The following is an 18,056-nucleotide window of genomic DNA, read 5'->3' as shown; positions in this document are numbered from 1 at the left end:
GGCATGCGCCCAGCAGCGGCGAAAGTTCCGGCCGGAACAGCCGTATCGCTTGAAAAGGACCGATGGCCACAGCCGGCCAGGAACCGCTTCCAAACGGCCGGTATGACGCTGCCGCGCCTGGACGGGCCAGATGACCACCAAAGTTCCGGCCGGAACAGCCGTATCACCTGAAAGGGCCGGATAGCCGCAGCTGGCCAGAAACCGCTTCCAAACGGCCGGTATGACGCTGCCGCACTTGTGAGGCATGCGCCCAACAGCGGCGAAAGTTCCGGCCGGAACAGCCGTATCACCTGAAAGAGCCAGATACCCACAGCTGGCCAGAAACCGCTTCTGAACAGCCGGCATGACGCTGCCGCACTTGTGAGGCATGCGCCCAGCAGCGGCGAAAGTTCCGGCCGGAACAGCCGTATCGCTTGAAAAGGACCGATGGCCACAGCCGGCCAGGAACCGCTTCCAAACGGCCGGTATGACGCTGCCGCGACCGGACGGCACACACCCAGCCCCGGACAAAGTTCCGGCCGGAATTGCTGCATCGCCTGAAAGGGCCAGATACCCATAGCTGGCCAGAAACCGCTTCCGAACGACCGGAATGACGCTGCCGCACTTGTGAGGCATGCGCCCAGCAGCGGCGAAAGTTCCGGCCGGAACAGCCGTATGCCATGGTAAACGTTCGGCGTCACGATGGTGCGAGAACGCCGAGTTCACGGCGGGAGATCAACGAACTCCTCCGTCCCGGGTTCGCTAATGCGCGAAATTCTTGACGATACGTTCGATCCGCTCCGGAGATTTTTTGGCACCCGCTCTATGCATTAAAGCAACCTGAGTTGCTCCCGAGCAGTGCCTTCAATCCTCGATCCTTACGATCTTTTGAACGGTTGGATCGTAACGATAGAGATGCATCGTTCCATCCTGGATCAGCTTGACCGCTTCAGCCACATGTTCGGGCAGGACATAAAACCACTCCCGAGGGAAGACCTTCTTCCCAAAGCGGTCTGTTATGGTCAGGCCGGAAGGACGGGCAGCATCAAAGAACCTGTGAAGCAGGTCTTCAATCTTCATTCTGGAAAGATTTCGCAGTTTGTAGGTTGCAACGATATCTACATCGGCAAGTAGAAAGGTTGCATCATTGCGCGCGTCTGCCACTCGACGCCGAACGTCCTGAGACGTGACACCGATCTTGTGCAGGATGTGACGAACCTCTTTTATTTCAGGGCGCTCTGACTTGCTGCGCGCCACATAAATGGTGCCGGTCAGTTCCAAAGCATCCTCTTCCCATTCAGGGTCGAGAGGACCAAGGCCTGGCCTGTGAATGTAGCGGGCGGTCTTATCTGCCGCGAGGGCTTTGCGGAGAGAGGAGACAAGGGGGTCATTTTCCATGCCGTTGGAAAAGATTATCCTGAGGCGCTGATCTGGCTTCCCTCCTCGGCGGGTGTGTTCAGTCTTCTCGGCTATGTAGGCAAGCAACCCGCGATGAATGATGAAGTCGCCTTCATTGATCCGTAGCTCTTGCCGGTCTTCAATGGGGCTGACATCACGCTCACCAGTTTCCAGCTTGGCTTGCATGTCCATAAAGCCCTGCTCGAATAGTTGGAAATCAGAACAGGGGAACATGTCCGCACGGTGACTGGGCTGCTCCCTCTCTGCCGCGGGCGTTACATGCCTTAGGCCGATTACAGCCTCAGGGAAATCCTCGTCGTCTTCCTCGAAAATATCGTCGAGGCTGGTTGGCACAGTCTCATCTTCAGGTTCGTCTCGCCACGACGGCTCCTGAGGTGCCGCTGTGGTTTCCGTCTCAAGAGCAAAGTTTCTGGCAGGGGCTCCATACCCCAGAAGCCGGTTTTTGTCTGCTGCGACCATAGCCTCAGTAGGCACGCCACGAATGGATTGCCAAATCGTTCCCAGCTTCATCTCTTCGATGGTTTGCCCACCTTCATCCGGTAGGCGTCCATGGGCTTCATAGAATGCATTCACTTCAGCGACGATTTCCGCATTTCGATCATCGGGCGCCGAGGAAGCAGGCCTTCTGGGTTTCACATTTTTCAGAAGGCCGAGCTCATCTTCTTCGTCAAAGATTTCATCGAGTGACCTATATCTCGCCATGTTTCCTACCTCAGACCGCCGCGGCGCGGAGGCGTTCCGCTTTCTTTGCTCGAACATAGGCATGCGCCTCCGCGAGCCGCTTCTCAAGCGGATCTTCCGAATGCGGATTGGGTGCACGCCCCTCTTGCTTTGTGAAGCGCTTAATGCGAGGCCACAGGACAAGAGCCTCGTCTTCAGTCATTTGAATGCGTTGCGCGACCATTGCGCTCTGAATGTTCTTTAGCAGCGGCGTATCAAAGGCACGGGATGCGACATCAAACCCTTCGCGGAAAGGGTTGATCGAGTCGATCAGGTCAATGTCCAACTCGCGCACATTGATGAAGCGCCTCACCATGTTGAGCAGCGAATGGTTCGGGCCGTCGCTGTCGCCTTCATCGTTCCGGCTGAACGCTCCAGCCGGGTCACTGAACCCGGGATTGTCTTCGTGGCGTTGCGCCATTCCAATTAGGTTCATCCGGGCTGCCAGATCCTGGCGGATTGCTTCCGTTTCCTCGGCGGTTAGGTCCTCATAGCTGTTCTCGACGATCTCGGTCAGCACCAATTGTGTCGCCACTTCGGGGGCCACATCATCGGCAACCACGCGCCGGTCCATGGCTTGGCAGGCCTTGGCGACCAGATCCTGCATGTCCTCTTCGACGATCGCGCGCGCGCGCGGCGTGGGCGGCTCCAGAAGCCCTCCGATACCGATGTTGACGCGGCCGTCCCTGTCCACATGCACCGGCTCCCGGATATCGCCGTCCTCTCTCCGGTAGAAGCGGAAGTTGGGCGCCAGCACCTGCTCCATCAGCAGCGCCCCCGAGATCGCCTTGAGCATATCGTTCACCGCATCCGCAACAACGGTGGTTTCGACGCCGGGTTCCGCGACAAGATTGGTGAACTGTGCATGGGGTTTTCCTGGCGCATCACGGGTGGCACGGCCCACGATTTGCACGATCTCGGTCAGGCTGTTCCGGTATCCGATGGTCAGTGCGTGTTCGCACCAGACCCAGTCGAATCCTTCTTTCGCCATGCCAAGTGCCACAATCAAATCAACCTTGGCGCGGTCTGCGGCATCGTCGCGCTTCCCATCTGCCCCCTGGATTTCAGCTTGCAGGGCAGCTTTGACGCCGTCCCTCTCTGGGCCGTCATCGACCAGATCGGCGATTTTCAGAACACGCCCATCCTCCCGGCGCACCAGGTCGAAGCCGGTTTCCGGATCATGGCCGATATGTTCGCCGATGGCGTCATAGATTTGCCCCACTTCATCGTGCTTTTCGCCAAAGGCCTCTGCCGAGCCGCGATGCGGGATGTGGATGATGGTCTTGAGGTCTGTATCCAGAACATCCTTGATGGCCGAGATGTAGCGCCCCCGGTAGAAGGCATAGGAGATCCCAAGGGATTTCAGGTGTTCATAGCCCTCGATCTGCTCGTAGTAGGAATAGGTGATCGAGCGGAACCTGGCCTCATCCTCAGGACGCAGGACCGGCACGCTGTCGCCACGGAAGTAGGAGCCGGTCATAGCCATGACATGCGCCTTTTCGCGGTTCAGAAGGCGGCGCAGGATTTCTCCCAGGCGGTTGTCATCACTGGCCGCGACATGGTGGAATTCATCAATGGCGATCAGGCAGTCATCAAACGCCTCGATGCCGCGTTTGGCAACGATCTCCTCAAAGGCAAATCGGAAAGTGGCATGGGTGCAGACGATGACTTCGTCTTCCGAGTCCATGAATGCCTCGAATGTCCTCACCTTCTGGGCCTTAGCCTTTCCTTCCTCGCCAGACAGGCACAGGTTCCACCGTTCATTCACCACCCAGTCCCGATGAAAGCCAAAACTGGTCAGGTCGGTTGACTTGAATGATCCGCCGATTGAGGTTTCCGGCACCGCGACGATGGCCTTCTTCACCCCCTGGTTTTCCAGTTTGTCGAGCGCCACGAACATCAGCGCGCGGGACTTGCCGGCAGCAGGTGGCGCTTTCAGTAGAATGAATTGCGCGGCGCGGGCTTCGTAAACGCGGGCCTGCATTTCGCGCATTCCCAGCGCGTTTGAGCGCGGCCCGCCCTTGGAGCCATAGGTCATTTTGATGAGATCGACCATCAGGCAGCTCCCTTCTTCGGTTCGGATTTCAGCTTCTCGACGCGGGCGGCATAGAGTTTGAACAGTTTTTCCAAGCGCTCGGTGTCATTGCGGAAGGGGCGGCCGATATACATGCTTTCCAGAAGCTCATCGTTCTGACGATGCACTTCGCGCAGGTCATCTGGCAGTTTGTCAGGGTCGTAGAGCTCGGCGATGGTCTTGGGGTGGTGCATGTAGCGCGTCTTCAGGATCATCCGCGCCGAGGCGTTGAGCTGTTCCAGCTGGGCTTGGGTAAACCGAGGCACCGGGAAGGTGTTCCAGCCCAGGGTGTTGGAATAGCGAAAGCGCGACTCGAGCCTGCCGCAGACGGTGCCGATCCAGACCAGATGCAGGCGGGAGGCAATCAGCGCAAGGCACCATTCCGGGGCGTCGTAGAGCGCCTGGTTGAGGTTGGAAGAGATCACATCAGCACCGACGCGATCAACTGGGAGATACGGGCGCCGTTCCGAGGTTACACTGGGTATTAGGATTGAGTGATTTTTTGCAAAGTTCTGGGCCTGCCGGAAGCGGTGGGGGTATGCGGCGGATGGCCTGGTTTGAGCGGCCTTGCTCTCAGAACGGAATTTGGCAACGGCATCAAAGCGCGTTCTCAGTAGAGGAATGCTCGCAGCTTCCTCTGCGTCTTCGTCCGAAATCCAAAGGCAGTAGCGCTCGATCCCTTTGACGACTTCCTGCGATCCCATGAAGCGTTTTACGAATTTAGCCGCTTCTGGATACTCCTCAAGCAGCTCAGTGCGCTCACTCGGGCTCAAGATCAGGTGGCCACCGTCAGTTGGCTTGTTCCCGTATTCCATGTAGGGCAGCCCGAAAATAGATCTCGGCGTTGCCGACACGAATAGGTCAGGGCCATCCAAAAGGTAGGCATTGATGTTGTTGGCCCGGACTTCCAGATCACCGTTGAAAAGGCGTTTTTCGCCCTTCGAAGTGTTGCGCAGGCCGACGATAACGCACATCACCGCAGCATTGGCTGAAGCGTTGTTGCGCCACTTGAAGGTTTGGTGCGCAAAGCCAATTTCAACACCATCCGTTAGAAGGCTTGGCCATAGAGCTCCGACGGCTTGCCCCTGGCAAATAGAGTTTGTGGATACAAGTGCCGAACGAGCTGATTTTCCACGAATGTAATTTGCCGCCTTGAACATCCAGCAAGCGACAAAGTCCACGCGCCGATAGGCATCTATTTTTCCCTTTAGCGCAAAATCCATGTCGGCATTTTGCTCTGCTGAACGAGAGCCATCGCCCAAAAACGGCGGATTACCCGCAATGTAGACCTCTTCTTCGCCCTTGGGCGGAGGGCAGACCTCTTCCCAGTTCACCCGCAAGGCATTCGCGCAAACGATATGGCCGCCATCGCGCAAAGGAAGCGTTTCGGTCGCGGCGCCGAACATCTCGGACATTTCAGCGTTGGCCTGATATTCAGCAATGAACAAGGCAAGCTTTGCGGTTTCGGCGCCGAAGTCGGTGATTTCGATTCCGTGGAAGCTCGACAGGCTGAGGGTCGAACTCAGCTTCATCAGGGATTGCCCGGTCAGATCCACCAGGCGCTTTATCACCTTCATTTCCCGCTCACGCAGCTGCCGGTATGCGACCACGAGGAAGTTTCCCGACCCGCAGGCGGGATCGAAAACCCGGATGCGGCCGAGCCGGGTCAGCAGCTTTTCCAGCGCGTTGGGGCGGTCCCAAGCCTTTTCTATGGCAGCATCCAGATCGTCCAGAAACAGTGGGCCAAGCACTTTCAGGATGTTCGGCACAGAAGTGTAGTGCATCCCCAGCTCGCTGCGCCGCTTCGCGTCAGCAATCGACTGGATCATGGACCCGAAGATGTCGGGATTGATCTTGCGCCAATCTTCACCCGCCGCATCCAGCAGGTAGCCCCAGGCGATGGGATCGAAGACTGGACAATCCGGCCGACCCGAGAACAGCCCGCCGTTGACGTATTCCAACTCCTGTGTCCATGCAGGAAGATGGCCGCGGCTGTCCTTTGGCAGGTTCATCGCAGCGAAGGCGTCGCGGATCACCAGATGTGCCTCGACGCCTTTTTCGCCGGAATGATTGACGATCAGCCGGCTGAACTGATCCTTCGGGAAGATCCCAACATCCTCGGCGAAGAGGCAGAAGATCATCCGGGTCATGAACTGGTTGAGGTCATGGCGCCGGTCTTCAGTTGCCCAGTCAGGGTTCTTTTTGAGCAGTGCGTCGTAAAGCTTGGCCAGCTTGCCGGTGGCCTTGATGTCGACTTCGTTTTCTTCCGCGGCCTTGAACCGTGACATGCCTGCTGCGGGCAGGAAGAAGCCAAAATGGTGGTGAAGGTCGACGAAGGAGCAGCGCAGTGTATCGCCTGAGGCAGGATGTCGCGCGACCACATCCTGGCCGTCGGTTGCGATCAGAATCTCCGGCTTGTGCTGGATGGTTTTCTTGTCCGAAAGCAGCAGTTCCATGGCTGCATCTGCCTGACCAGGCTCCGCCGGGATGTAATAATAGCGGCGGTTCATCAGGACCGCGCCCGAGATCTTCGATTTATTCAGAGTTCGCTTGCCTGGACGTAGCCTGGACACTGTAGCTTTTGCATTGCCGGTGGCAGCGGCGAAGTCATAGCCGAACTCGGCCGGGTCAAATGGCGCTGTTGAAATAGCCTCGAGGGCGTCGGAAATCTCAGTGGGGTTCATACTTTACTCAGCGGGTTGTTTCCAAAACAGTTAGGAACAGCCTCTTTTCGATGGAAATCCAGTTTCGAATCAACCTAACCTTGCGGGCATGGAAAAGCCAAGGCATTCCCATCGGTTGCACTTCCTTCCACTTTCTCATCATCAGTCGACTTGCTGATCTTCAGTGAGGTGGAGATCAGGTTTGCCGAAATGCAAAAAACCAATGACGGAGTTTAAGGAGGATGTCACCCTTGAGTCCTGAATGGCGAGGAAACCGAGACCGAACTGGAGAGCCGGTTCGTGGGTGTGCTCAAACTGCACTGGGTTTGATCACTTCATCGACGTTCCCACATTCGAACTCCTGACTCGCCTTCTACCCAAAGGCGCCACGGTCGATGCATTGAATGGCAAAGCCCACCACCCCCAATACCATACTCCGCGACGAAGTCACTCAGCCCTGGGCAGGGAAAGTCTCTTGGCCTTCGGAGCTCCGGTCAAGTAGAGAATACTTGAAGGTGGCGCCAGGTCATGGCGTTTCCAGCAAGGGTTGCATCTTTACCGAAGTTGGCCAGAAAGTTCAAAGGAAGAAACTTTTGAATGTCGGAGACATACTCCTGGCGACGAGACAACACACTGATTATTCACTTTTTCGGGCAAGTGAACGGTATCCTGCCACCGAAATTTGACAATCATAACCCTGCGATTGAAGCGGGGAGCTCTCTGGAGGGATGAGTTAGTGCAAGAAATCAAAGGATATGACCGCTCGATCCAAGAATTGCTGTCCGGTGGCAGCTATGGCATCGATTACTATCAGCGCGAATACAAATGGGGGCGAAAACAACTACAAGAGCTTGTTGATGACCTAACCGGGCGTTTCCTCGATAGTTATCAACCTGGGGATGCCGCCAAGGAAGTAGCCCACTATGGTCACTATTTCCTGGGCTCCATTGTCGTCAGCCAAAATGACGATGTTCGGCACATTGTCGACGGACAACAGCGGATGACTTCCCTATCAATCCTGCTCATCTACCTCAACAACCTTCAAAGAAATCGAGATCAGCAGGTCTCGATCCAATCATTGATTTACGCTGACGATTTCGGTGAGAAAAAATTCAAACTGAACGTTCCTGAACGCAATGACTGTATGGAAGCCCTGTTTAATAACACGCCATTTAATACAGATGGCACATCGGAATCTGTCCGGAATTTGACGGCGCGATACCAAGACCTTGGAGAGCTTTTCCCCGAAGAACTCCAGGGCAAAGCTTTGCCGCTGTTCATCTACTGGCTGATGCGGAAGGTGAAACTCATTGAGATAATCGCCTATGCCGATGAGGACGCCTACACCATCTTTGAGACTATGAACGACCGGGGCCTGTCATTGACACCGACAGACATGCTCAAGGGCTATCTTCTTGCCAACATCGACAATGCCGAGAAACGGTTCGAAGCGGACAAACGGATCAAGAAATATCTCAGCAAATTCGCCGCTTATGGCAAGGAAACCGACGCGGATTTCTTCAAAGCTTGGCTTCGTTCTCAATACGCTCAGAAGATCAGGGAGCGAAAGAAAGATGCCAAGCCCGAGGACTTCGACCTCATCGGCACAGAATACCACCGCTGGGTTCGAAATCATGCATCTGCACTTGGCCTCAAAGATGGCGAAGATTTCTACCAGTTCGTGGTGCGAGACTTTCGATTCTATGCCGACCTCTACCTGCGGTTACTCAAAGCAGCCGAAACTCGGACCTACGGCTTGGAAAGTGTCCGCTACAACGCCGACGCCGGGTTCACACTTCAACACCACGTGACATTAGCCTCCGTTGGACCAGGGGATGACCTGGAGACGGCAATCACCAAGATTCGCGTCGTGGCTGATTTCCTCGATAGTTGGCTGAACCTGAGGTTCTGGAACTACAAATCCAATAGTTACTCCACAATGTCCTACGCCGTTTTTCTTGTGATCCGCAGCATCCGGGGCAAGTCACTGACCGAAGTGCGCTCCATTCTACACGATCAGTTGCAAAAAGAGATGGCAGAAATCGATTTCTCCCAACCGGTCCACCTTAACCAGTTCACCTCCAAGGCCATCCACCGGCAGCTTGCTCGCTTCACCGATTGGCTGGAACAGCAATCCGGCGAACCAGGGAAATACGAAGATTACATCGTCCGTTCAGGGAAGAATGCTTACGAGGTCGAGCACATCTGGGCCAACCATTACGACCGTTTCTCGGATGTGTTTGACCAGCAGGGAGATTTTGACCGTACGCGAAATCAAATTGGCGGCCTTTTGCTCTTACCCAAGAAGATCAACGCCAGCCTAAGCGACATGACCTATGAGGAGAAGCTGCCGCATTACCTCAAGGCAAATGCACTCACCCAGTCTCTGCATGAAGTATTTTATCAAAACAACCCTGGATTTCATCAGACCATTTCCAAGCATGGGTTGAAATTCAAGCCCCACGAAGCGTTCGGCGAAAACGAAATGAAGAAACGATCCAAACTCTACTCCAAGCTGGCGGCCTTGATCTGGTCCCCTGACCGGTTACTGGGGGCAGGTTCCAGATTCCACAGACAGTGCGCCGGAACTCAAGTGACCCGTTGCTCTTGAAAATGTTGCCACGCCTCACCCTTTCAGTAACGCAAGTGCGGGTCGCCAGGAGAGGGTAACTCATGCCGGAAAGCTTCGACGCTCCCGAAATGGGTCAAAACGACCGACAGAAGCTCTCCGGTCTTCACTCCCTATTCGTTATCGTTATTGGGAAGATTGGCCGTTATTGCGCATCCGGTAATAAGTGGCCGTTCGTTTTCCGGTGCCGAAAGCGAACGGACAGTCGTTAATCCGGTCATTGCGCAGCGCCCTCAGCGTTGCCGTGCACGATTTGGGCAAAAACGTTTAATCTGGAAGCCTGAGCTGCTTCGCCGCCCCCGTCTTGCACCGGCGCCGAGGGCGCATTTACGGATACCGCAGGGCTGAACGCGGGCGCCGTTTTGCCGTCGGCAAGCGCCTCGATGACGCATGCTACCCAGCGCCGCGAGCGCGGGGGGCCACCGGCTTCGCTCTCCTCGGACAGCTGCACGCCGTGAGGATATTCGAGAGTGCCTTCCCGGATTTTCGCGCGGATCGTGCTTGGCGGGATGCCGGTCTGGCTTGCGAACCATGTGCTATCCTGGAGCGGGCGCCGCAACAGGACGCGGTCCTCCTCGTGCCGCGGATCGATCCCGAGGATCTTTCTCCAGACATCAGCCTCGGGGAAAAGGTTTTCGATTTCCCTGATGCCGAAGCGCTCCCCGATAGCCGCCACGGAGTTCCGGCTGACACCGAGCCATTCAGCAAGTTCAGTCTTGCTGAAAAATCCCTTCCTGCGCTGCTTGAAGGCACGCCTGTCTGTCTTTCTTTTCGGCATCATCATCTCCTTTGACAGGAGATGGGTCCTTTGCCTGCTGGATTGAAACGGTCCGTTTTGCCGGTCTTAGGGCGCACCGTGATGGTCTAACCGCCCCATTGGCAGTCTGAGCGCCGGCGCGCTCAGCTCCGGCGCAAACGCCCGCGCTGCCGCTGCACGCCGGTGCCTGCCGGGGGGAGCAGGTGACGCTTGCCGTAATGGGCCGCGCACAGCTCGTTGAGCGCGTAGCAGGCCGACAGGAACGCTCTGCGCTTCGGCCCGGCCAGTTCCTTGATCCGGGCTTCGAACCATTGAGGTTCAAGGTCGGCCGGGGCAAGCCCGTCTTTTATGGCTGGGTTAGAGATAGCGGCGAGGCTCCAGACGCGGGCAGGCGACAATGCCGGATCAAGCCGTGCAAGGTCTTTCAGCTCGGCCCATCGCCGTTCGGCCTGCGAGCCGCCTTCGGGCAGCCCGGCTCCCCCCATTTGCGTGAAACGGCAGCTCAAACGGCGCAGGTAAATGCCGTAGGTATTTTGGGAAGGACGATGCAGTCCAAAGTCCTGCGGGTCGAGTCCGGCGAGAGTTTCACCGCGCCCGCCGGCAAAGAAAACCTCGGGCGCCGGGTCATCCGCTGCCGAGAAGATCCCCGCCATTCTGGCCATGCGCCAGACAAAGGAGAGCGCATTCCGGTCCGGGCTGCTGGCCGCCTGCCAAAACTTCACAAGTGCTGGCGGCAACTGGAATTGCGCCGCGTGATCGGTGAGCGTCGGAAGCCGGCCGATCTTGGCCGGGGGGAGTAACCCCGCTTCCCGGGCAAGAGCCTCGCCGTGGAGAGCATCCAACGCGCCCAGCCCCTGCCGGAAACTCGACCGGCCCTGACCAGCCAGCGCCGCATCGATCTTTACCACCAGTTCCCTGTCGATATCCCAGGGAAATACGCACTGCGGAACCCGGCTGCTGACATGATACAGCCGGGTGGCGAAGGCGCGTCCGCGGCAGATGCGCGCTACGCGCCGCAGCCCGTCCCAGGAATCGCTGTCGACCGGCGCGCGGGCGGCCAGCATCTGTGCGTCGAGGATGAGGCTTCGCCAGCTGTTGTAAGCTGCAACGTCACCCCTGAAATACGCAGCCGCCTCCGCAGGCAGGGCGTTTTTGGGGTATCGAACTGCGAAGACCGGTCCGGCACTATCAAAGACAATCAGCGGTACCCCTGTGATTTTCGCCAGGATCGAAAACGCCGTTAGATACGGCAATGCTGTACCGGCAGGCAAGCCGGACGGGTTGAGCCGGCCATCGGACAGGCAGGCATGGACATCTGAGAGCTTCATAAGCTGAATATTGGCCGACTGCTGCGAAACCAAAATACTCGAAAAGCTGCTTTGGCCGGCGCGTTCCGGCCCGTGCCTCACCCTGTGTGATGACGGCACGCGGTGTTCTCAATCTCAAGAATTCTGCGCGGATTTCATTGGGCTTTTGCGCCGGGAAACTGCGGCCTTGTTCCGGAATTTTGCGTCCCCGTTCCGGAGTTTTGCGTCTTTGCGCCGGGATTCTGCGGCTTTGCCCCGGGATTTTGCGTCCCGCCTGGAGGTAACCCGCTGTCACTTATGAATTTTATGCGCTCCTGAATCTAAGAATAAGGGAATCCAATGGAAATTGCCGCCGGTGGGCGGCCGTGCAGGTGCTGGTTAGACTGGCGCGAGAGCTATCGGTTTTTCCGCCACGGCGTGATTTTGGTGCGCGCCAATCGGAGCAATATCAAACGTGAGGAAACGCGGGACCGGATCACTGCAAACGCACCGGCCTCGAAAACAAATCTGAAAGGGTACTTGCCGATGCTGACCAACCATTTCTCAATGAAACTGCTCGAAACCTTTGCTGATGAATTGGAGACCCTGGGCATAGCCGCCGACGATTTCCTTGCGGCGGCACGGCACAGCCCTTTCGACCCGGGCATGCCCTTGGCTTCCAGGGCCAACTTCGCTGAAGCATGTTGCGTGGTCTGCGAGCTCTTCCTGCCGCGCCGCACCTCATTGGCGCACATCCGCTTTTCGCCTCACGGCCAAGAAGAGGCGGATCTTGCAGTCATTTTTAGTTCGGCCGCCAGCACTGGAGGGCATACGTACATGGCCTCTCTTTCTGCGGATGCCGACAGGGCAATGATGTTGCATGGCCTTCTCGTGGAAAAGGCAAAACAGCTTGGACTGAAGATCGCTTGAAGAAGGGACGGCACAATCCCGGGGCAGGCCCAAAGCGAGAACCGACATCTGCCGCGCAAGGAGATCTTCTGCATTTTCACCCCGGCTTGTCTCAACTGGTTGAGCAGGCTCCGACGCATGGATGCTCCCGATCGAATGCAGATACAAAAAATTTTCTCCTGGCGTTTCTGCCTGGGAACAAACGGTCAGAGATCTTGAGGGTAACAAGGAGAACCTCATGACCAAACAAGCAACAACCATCATTCACTCAACCCAGGGCGCCGGTGGGGCGTTGGTGATTTTCAACCAAGGCTACCGGATCGCCCAGACTAACTTCTGGACATCGGCTTTGGCCAAGAAGGGCTTCTGCTTCTTGAGCGGCAATGCTGGCGGATGGCGTCTTCTGCTTCCCGAGATGCAACATGAAGCCGTGAAGGAATTCAGCACGGTGAGCCATGCATCAATTGAAAGGTCACTCATGATTGCAGGTCATTTTGATATTATAGCTGACGACGGAACCAGCGCGCCATTCTGTATTTCGATCGGGAAAAAGATGATCGACCGGCGGATCGATGCCGGTAAAGGCGTTCTCCTGGTTTACACTGAAAGCGGGCTGCTAACACAATTGCCCCTTGAGATCAGGCTTTAGAGATAGTCAGCCTTCAAAACGAGAACGACCATCGCCGCCGCTACATTGGCACTCTCCGCGCCGCTGATGGCTATGAATTCGATCCCTTGATCGAATTTGTGGCGGCATCAATGTCATAACCATTGCTGCAAGTTATCTGTTTACGCGGCAGCCCGCTTGTCAACGCTATGCGAACAGCTTCCGCGCGGAACTCCTCGGTCGGTCGTGATGCCATCAGTCTACTCCTTTGCCACACGATACGTGGTCAAAGGAGCGGCACAATCCCGCGACAGGTCCACATCAGGGCTGTGCTCTTTGCACGGCCGCGATGAACTTGATGCGCTGGTGATTGGACATTGCGGCCACTCGCTCGCGGATCAGGTCGGCTCCGGCGACCCCTGGCAAATCCGCGCGTGAGAAATCTGCGCAATTGGACGAGAGCTCACGGTAACGCCTCACACGGTGTTGCATATAGTCAAAGCCCTCGACTTTGAAGCCCCAGCCGCGATACGAGATGTGGGTCAGAGTGTCCTCTTCGATGTGGAACCCCACCTCCGCCGGTTCGATATCGAGTTTCATCACCCCCGCCCTCCCACGATCTTCGTGGCGTATTTTACGGCCTCGCGCTCGAATTCTATAAGACACTCAATGTTTCCGGGCAGTTCGCTGCTCCATCCTTGGCTCGTGCTTTCCACGCCGGCCATGTATGCCTCTCGCAGTAGCCGGGTCAGCTTCGCGGCGGCGAATACCTCGTCGAGGTCATTCTCGATTTGCTCGGGGGTTGGTTGATCAGTCATTTCATGCACCGCCTTTCAGAGCTGCCTGGTCGCGGATAGGAACTCAAGCCGCTCGTGGTTGGACATGGCGGCGACGAGGTTGGTGAGTGTCTCTGCCGCTACCTTTTGCGGCCTACCATGCGGATAGAGGCACATGACCTCAGATGCGGCTCCAGGCTCGAACCGATGAAGACGGAAGAACTCCAAAACTTTCGCCTCGAACTCATAACCGCGATACCGCGCCCGGACCATCCCAGTCTTGTCGCACGGCCTGCCAATCAGCTCCACCTCCGCCGGGTCGATATTGAGTTTCATTGAACCTGCCTTTCGAACTCAAGGCGCTCATGGTTGCTCATTTGCTCCACTCTCTCCGCGATGACGCGAGCGAGATAGTCAAGCTGCGTAAGCCGACCCGCGCCAGTTTCCGGAGTTCGATAGAGCCCATGCACGACGACCCCGCGATATGTGACACGGCATAGCTCACCGAGCCGGTTGCAGTCGATGAATTCGATTTGCTCGGGGTCTATTTCGAGTTTCATAAAAAACCCTCGTTTTCGCAGAGAAAAACTCTGGTCAGGCCAACCGAGCGGGGCTTCTTTTCGATTCCATGACAGTCAGAAGAGTAACACCTGAGCGCCGAAACCGGCTCCAACTTCTCAACTTCAACCAATAATTGCGGCGGTCGGATACAGCCATGCGAACAACCGGTCATGACTGTTGCGGAGTTGGTTCACTCCCGCCCTCGCTCAGCATGTCGTAGAGCTCGTCATCCATTTTGCCGCTCTCGTCGCTGATCGATAAGTATGTCACCCCCTCCAGCTCGCGTAGCGCGGCCTGCTCTCGCCCGGCGTCGAGAATGCTCATTTGCCTGTGCGCTGACAGCTGTGACCATTCTCGTTTTATAGTCGCTCTCGCAAGTTCGTCATACACTTCGAGCGTCGACCGTTCCGGCACATATATGTCGCCCATGACGACGCCAGCGTAACTGACTTCGACCACGACATGCCCGTTGCGGTGACTATATGGCCGGACTTCGAGTAAATCCGGACTTATCTGGAGGCGGTCAGTCATAAGCCGAGCTCAATGTCCCGCGGCACAGACCCGCGGCAGCTCTTAAACGCATCGCGGAACCTGGCGTCATAGCGTGCTTCGCGCTCGCGTCGAGGCAGCCCGCCCGAAGTAACGCGGCAAGCCAGCCGAATGAGGACTCTCTGCCAGGCTGGTCGGGCCCGGAAGACCGCCAGCTCCGCGAGCTCATCATATGTCGGCCGGTCATTCATCAACCGCCAGTACAGCACGTTTTTCGAGCATCGCCAAAAAGAAAGAGACGGCCCAGGCCCCGAGAGGCCAAGGCATCGCAAGCGAAAACGTCACACGTTCACGCGCTTCAGTTCGGCCATATGGTCCTGCTCAATCAGAGCCCGGCGGTCCAGGTTCATCCGCTCAAGCCATTGCGTCCTGATCAGATTGAACCGCACCGGGTTTGCCGGAGGCTGATTTTAGTTAGTTACGCGGCAATGTCCTCAGTTTCCAGAGCGGTGTAGAAATTGGCCTCAGCTTCTGCCGGCGGGATGTTCCCAATGGGTTCAAGCAGGCGGCGGTTGTTGAACCAAACCGCAAGTACCACCCGTAGGCAATACCAATACCTTCCCAAACCCAGAGCCATTCAACAGCGAGACGGACCCAAAGCACGACAGTCAGTGTAAGCCGCCTGTTTGCGGGGCCGACCGTGACGTCCAAGCCCCTTACCGGATGTGTTGAAGATGTTCTTCGATTAGCTGCGCAAAGGGAGTAATGTCGCCCCCGAAGCTCGCAGCATCGAGCGCTTGCATGTAGCGCTTGCGCTCCTCCAGTCTGATGACCACCCATCCATATCCCGAGCTTGCAAGAATTGCGTTCATCACGAAGCGAGCGAGGCGTCCGTTTCCATCTGGATAAGGATGGATGTATCCCAACAGCCAATGCCCCAGAACAGCGCGCACGCCCGGATGGTCCTCCTCGTCGAGGAGTTCAAAAAATGTCTCCATCGCATCCATGAGCTTTTCGGCAGCCGGCGGCACATGATTGGCTGTGCGAATGAAAATGGGATGGTTGCGGTAACCGATCAGCTGGGCGGGCGTCAGAATGCCCGCATCCACCGATGGCGCAAAGAGATCCTGATACCACTTATCGAGATGTGCGCCGACGACGACAGGACTTCCACTTCCAAGAGATGCCTCTACGACCCCTCTGACCGACTGGAAGACATTCCAATACCCTTTCGCCGCCATGGCATCTCGATCGGAAGCGTCGGTGTCGCTTGCGTCCGGGTCCCACTCTCCCTTCCGGATTTTCTCGATCAGCCCTTTCGAGACCCTGTAACCTTCGATCGAGAGTGAATGCCATGCGTCGTGCGTGTAGACATCATCCATGTGTTCCAGAACGGCTGCCGCATCTTGCGCGCCGGTGGGTGCAGAGAGGATCACTGAGACCTTGACCCGGTCACGCTGCCAGATGGCGCGCAACATGTTCGAGATCGGAGGCGATCCAGGAACGATAGCGATGCCCTCCCCGGTGAAGGGGTTCTCGATCCGTAGATCGATCCCCGCGCGCCGCATGCCGTCCGCCATCCTGTCGGCCTGGGCAGTCATGCCCAGATGCCGGAACGCACCGACCAATCGGCTGCCCGGGCGCTTATGCGAGCCCTCGACCACCATCCTGAGAAGCGGGGTGACATCGCGGTAGCTCCCCAGGAGCGCAGCTACAGCCTCGGGGTGAGCCTGAAAGCAGTTCTCCGCCATTTGAATCAGCGTGGCTGCCGGGTTGTATACGCGCAGGCCGTTCTCAAGCTTCATCCTGCGCTCCGGTGGCGGTAACGTCCTGACCTTCAGGTCGTAGAGAGACCGGCCCGCTGGTAGTCCAATAGCGTTGTTGCCTCCTTTTATGGCCTGGATCAGAACTTGCACAGGCGGCACGTTGATGCCCGCATGCAGGCCGAGGCTGATCTCTGGACTCAGAACCCAGTCCGCGCCGAAACGATCTTCGCAATATCGTTGAACAAAAGACCAGAAGCTCATCGTCCAGGGCGTTGTGTCACCGGGGCGAGACGCGGGATCGGACAGATGATACCACCCCTTCATGATCGGCTGGATATATCCAGCCGACCTCAGCGCCTTGAGGCGGTCCGGGGGGATATCTCCGCTACGAACGACAAGGTTGCCTTGTTCTTGAAGTCCATGCAGGTCCTGCAAGGCGTCCGCCAGGATTTCATGCTTGATCGCCAACAAACGTCTCCATCACAATAATGTCCAAATTCAAGTATATCACATCGTCCAGTTTCAAGTAAATATATTCGCCCAAAAACAAGTATATACCACCGTCCAGTTTCAAGTTTATACTTGGCCTGCTGCTGATCTCCGAAGTTGATGCGAAATCGTAAAGACGCGTGCCGCCTGTTGCTCGCAAATTTTTGCGGAACGGACTGCACCTGACACTTCCATCGTGAGATTTCGTCAAGCCAGCTCATTTAGGAAAAGGTTGGCCACTCTGTGGCCAACCGAAGGATTTTCTACAACACATCTGGTAAGGGGCTTGCGTGACGTGTTCCGGCTCTTTTCTAAGACTGGAAATCGAAGACACGCCCGAGAGCCTCCTCAGACTGCGTACGGACGAGCACCCTGAAACACGATAAGTGCGGCGGACGTTTCACTTTTAACCCGTCTCTGGCTCTGAACCGACAATCGAGAATGTCTCAAACTGCATAAGCTGCGATCTGGATGCAGTGCTAAAAAAGGGCCGTCAGCCTGTTGCTGATGGCCCTTCTGCCTGAATGTGCCGCACAACTTGGCCGCCTTTCGTGTCTCAGCCGCCAAGAGGATGATCACAGGTCGAGCCCAGCCGAAACCGGTACAGTTCAGATCCCTCAAGGGGGAAAATCGCTGGCCGAGCCCGGCCGAAGCCGGGATAGTCCTGACCCCTCAAGGGGGAAAATCGCTGGCCGAGCCCGGCCGAAGCCGGGATAGTCCTGACCCCTCAAGGGGGAAAATCGCTGGCCGAACCCGGCCGAAGCCGGGATAGTCCTGACCCCTCAAGGGGGAAAATCGCTGGCCGAACCCGGCCGAAGCCGGGATAGTCCTGACCCCTCAAGGGGGAAAATCGCTGGCCGAGCCCGGCCGAAACCGGGATAGTCCTGACCCCTCAAGGGGGAAAACAGAGGAGACCTTGCACGGACTGTGTC

The 18,056-nt window shown here is 56.9% G+C and carries 14 protein-coding genes; 3 read left to right on the top strand and 11 right to left on the bottom strand.

Features of this window, described 5'->3' with window-relative positions; all coding sequences use genetic code 11:
- Window positions 1–843: 843 nt before the first annotated feature.
- Genes DAEP_RS0119425 through DAEP_RS0119415 form a run of 3 tightly spaced genes read right to left on the bottom strand, consistent with a single transcriptional unit; the run spans window position 844 to window position 6,876 of the window.
- The gene (locus DAEP_RS0119425; protein WP_208855461.1) at window positions 844–2,163 is read right to left on the bottom strand and encodes a GIY-YIG nuclease family protein; all 1,320 of its coding nucleotides are present in this window, start codon (window positions 2,161–2,163) and stop codon (window positions 844–846) included.
- On the bottom strand, window positions 2,111–4,174 hold the full coding sequence (locus DAEP_RS0119420) for a DEAD/DEAH box helicase (RefSeq protein ID WP_027245847.1): 2,064 nt from the start codon (window positions 4,172–4,174) through the stop codon (window positions 2,111–2,113). Before DAEP_RS0119420 ends, DAEP_RS0119425 begins: the two co-directional genes overlap by 53 nt.
- Entirely contained in the window at window positions 4,174–6,876 is a 2,703-nt protein-coding gene (locus tag DAEP_RS0119415) for a class I SAM-dependent DNA methyltransferase (protein ID WP_027245846.1), read from the bottom strand. The genes DAEP_RS0119420 and DAEP_RS0119415 overlap by 1 nt, the downstream gene beginning before the upstream one ends.
- 715 nt (window positions 6,877–7,591) lie before the next feature.
- Between DAEP_RS0119415 and DAEP_RS23040 the strand changes: the two genes are divergently transcribed.
- Window positions 7,592–9,466, top strand: coding sequence for a DUF262 domain-containing protein (locus DAEP_RS23040; protein WP_051337523.1), 1,875 nt, complete (start codon window positions 7,592–7,594; stop codon window positions 9,464–9,466).
- A 235-nt stretch (window positions 9,467–9,701) separates the two neighbouring features.
- Here the strand turns inward: DAEP_RS23040 and DAEP_RS0119395 are convergent, their stop codons facing one another.
- Window positions 9,702–10,262 carry a hypothetical protein gene (locus tag DAEP_RS0119395; RefSeq protein ID WP_154665098.1) on the bottom strand — a complete coding sequence of 187 codons (561 nt, stop codon included), beginning with the start codon at window positions 10,260–10,262 and terminating at the stop codon, window positions 9,702–9,704.
- A gap of 122 nt (window positions 10,263–10,384) precedes the next feature.
- Window positions 10,385–11,569, bottom strand: coding sequence for a hypothetical protein (locus DAEP_RS0119390; protein WP_208855460.1), 1,185 nt, complete (start codon window positions 11,567–11,569; stop codon window positions 10,385–10,387).
- A gap of 318 nt (window positions 11,570–11,887) precedes the next feature.
- Here DAEP_RS0119390 and DAEP_RS0119385 point away from each other — a divergent pair, with 318 nt between their 5' ends.
- Both DAEP_RS0119385 and DAEP_RS0119380 read left to right on the top strand, forming a co-directional pair.
- Window positions 11,888–12,457, top strand: a complete 570-nt coding sequence (locus DAEP_RS0119385) for a hypothetical protein (RefSeq protein ID WP_154665096.1) — start codon at window positions 11,888–11,890, stop codon at window positions 12,455–12,457.
- A gap of 217 nt (window positions 12,458–12,674) precedes the next feature.
- Complete coding sequence (locus DAEP_RS0119380; RefSeq protein ID WP_027245842.1) at window positions 12,675–13,085, top strand: hypothetical protein; 411 nt, start codon at window positions 12,675–12,677, stop codon at window positions 13,083–13,085.
- 279 nt (window positions 13,086–13,364) lie between these two features.
- Here DAEP_RS0119380 and DAEP_RS0119375 read toward each other — a convergent pair whose 3' ends face one another.
- The 6 genes from DAEP_RS0119375 to DAEP_RS0119340 form a co-directional block, all read right to left on the bottom strand.
- Window positions 13,365–13,643 (bottom strand): hypothetical protein, encoded by a 279-nt coding sequence (locus tag DAEP_RS0119375; protein ID WP_027245841.1) that lies wholly within the window; start codon window positions 13,641–13,643, stop codon window positions 13,365–13,367.
- Window positions 13,643–13,861 carry a hypothetical protein gene (locus DAEP_RS0119370; protein WP_027245840.1) on the bottom strand — a complete coding sequence of 73 codons (219 nt, stop codon included), beginning with the start codon at window positions 13,859–13,861 and terminating at the stop codon, window positions 13,643–13,645. Before DAEP_RS0119370 ends, DAEP_RS0119375 begins: the two co-directional genes overlap by 1 nt.
- Before the next feature lie 15 nt (window positions 13,862–13,876).
- Window positions 13,877–14,155 (bottom strand): hypothetical protein, encoded by a 279-nt coding sequence (locus tag DAEP_RS0119365; RefSeq protein WP_027245839.1) that lies wholly within the window; start codon window positions 14,153–14,155, stop codon window positions 13,877–13,879.
- Window positions 14,152–14,379 (bottom strand): hypothetical protein, encoded by a 228-nt coding sequence (locus DAEP_RS0119360; RefSeq protein ID WP_027245838.1) that lies wholly within the window; start codon window positions 14,377–14,379, stop codon window positions 14,152–14,154. The genes DAEP_RS0119365 and DAEP_RS0119360 overlap by 4 nt, the downstream gene beginning before the upstream one ends.
- Window positions 14,380–14,548: 169 nt before the next feature.
- Window positions 14,549–14,704 (bottom strand): hypothetical protein, encoded by a 156-nt coding sequence (locus DAEP_RS24085; RefSeq protein WP_154665095.1) that lies wholly within the window; start codon window positions 14,702–14,704, stop codon window positions 14,549–14,551.
- 881 nt (window positions 14,705–15,585) lie between these two features.
- A complete protein-coding gene (locus DAEP_RS0119340) occupies window positions 15,586–17,103 on the bottom strand; it encodes a Fic family protein (protein ID WP_027245835.1) in 1,518 nt (505 codons plus the stop codon).
- Between the last annotated feature and the right edge of the window lie 953 nt (window positions 17,104–18,056).

The sequence above is a fragment of the Leisingera daeponensis DSM 23529 genome, assembly GCF_000473145.1.
Lineage (GTDB): Bacteria > Pseudomonadota > Alphaproteobacteria > Rhodobacterales > Rhodobacteraceae > Leisingera > Leisingera daeponensis.
Note: the sequence above shows the minus strand (reverse complement) of the source record. Positions and strands in the feature narration are given on the sequence as shown.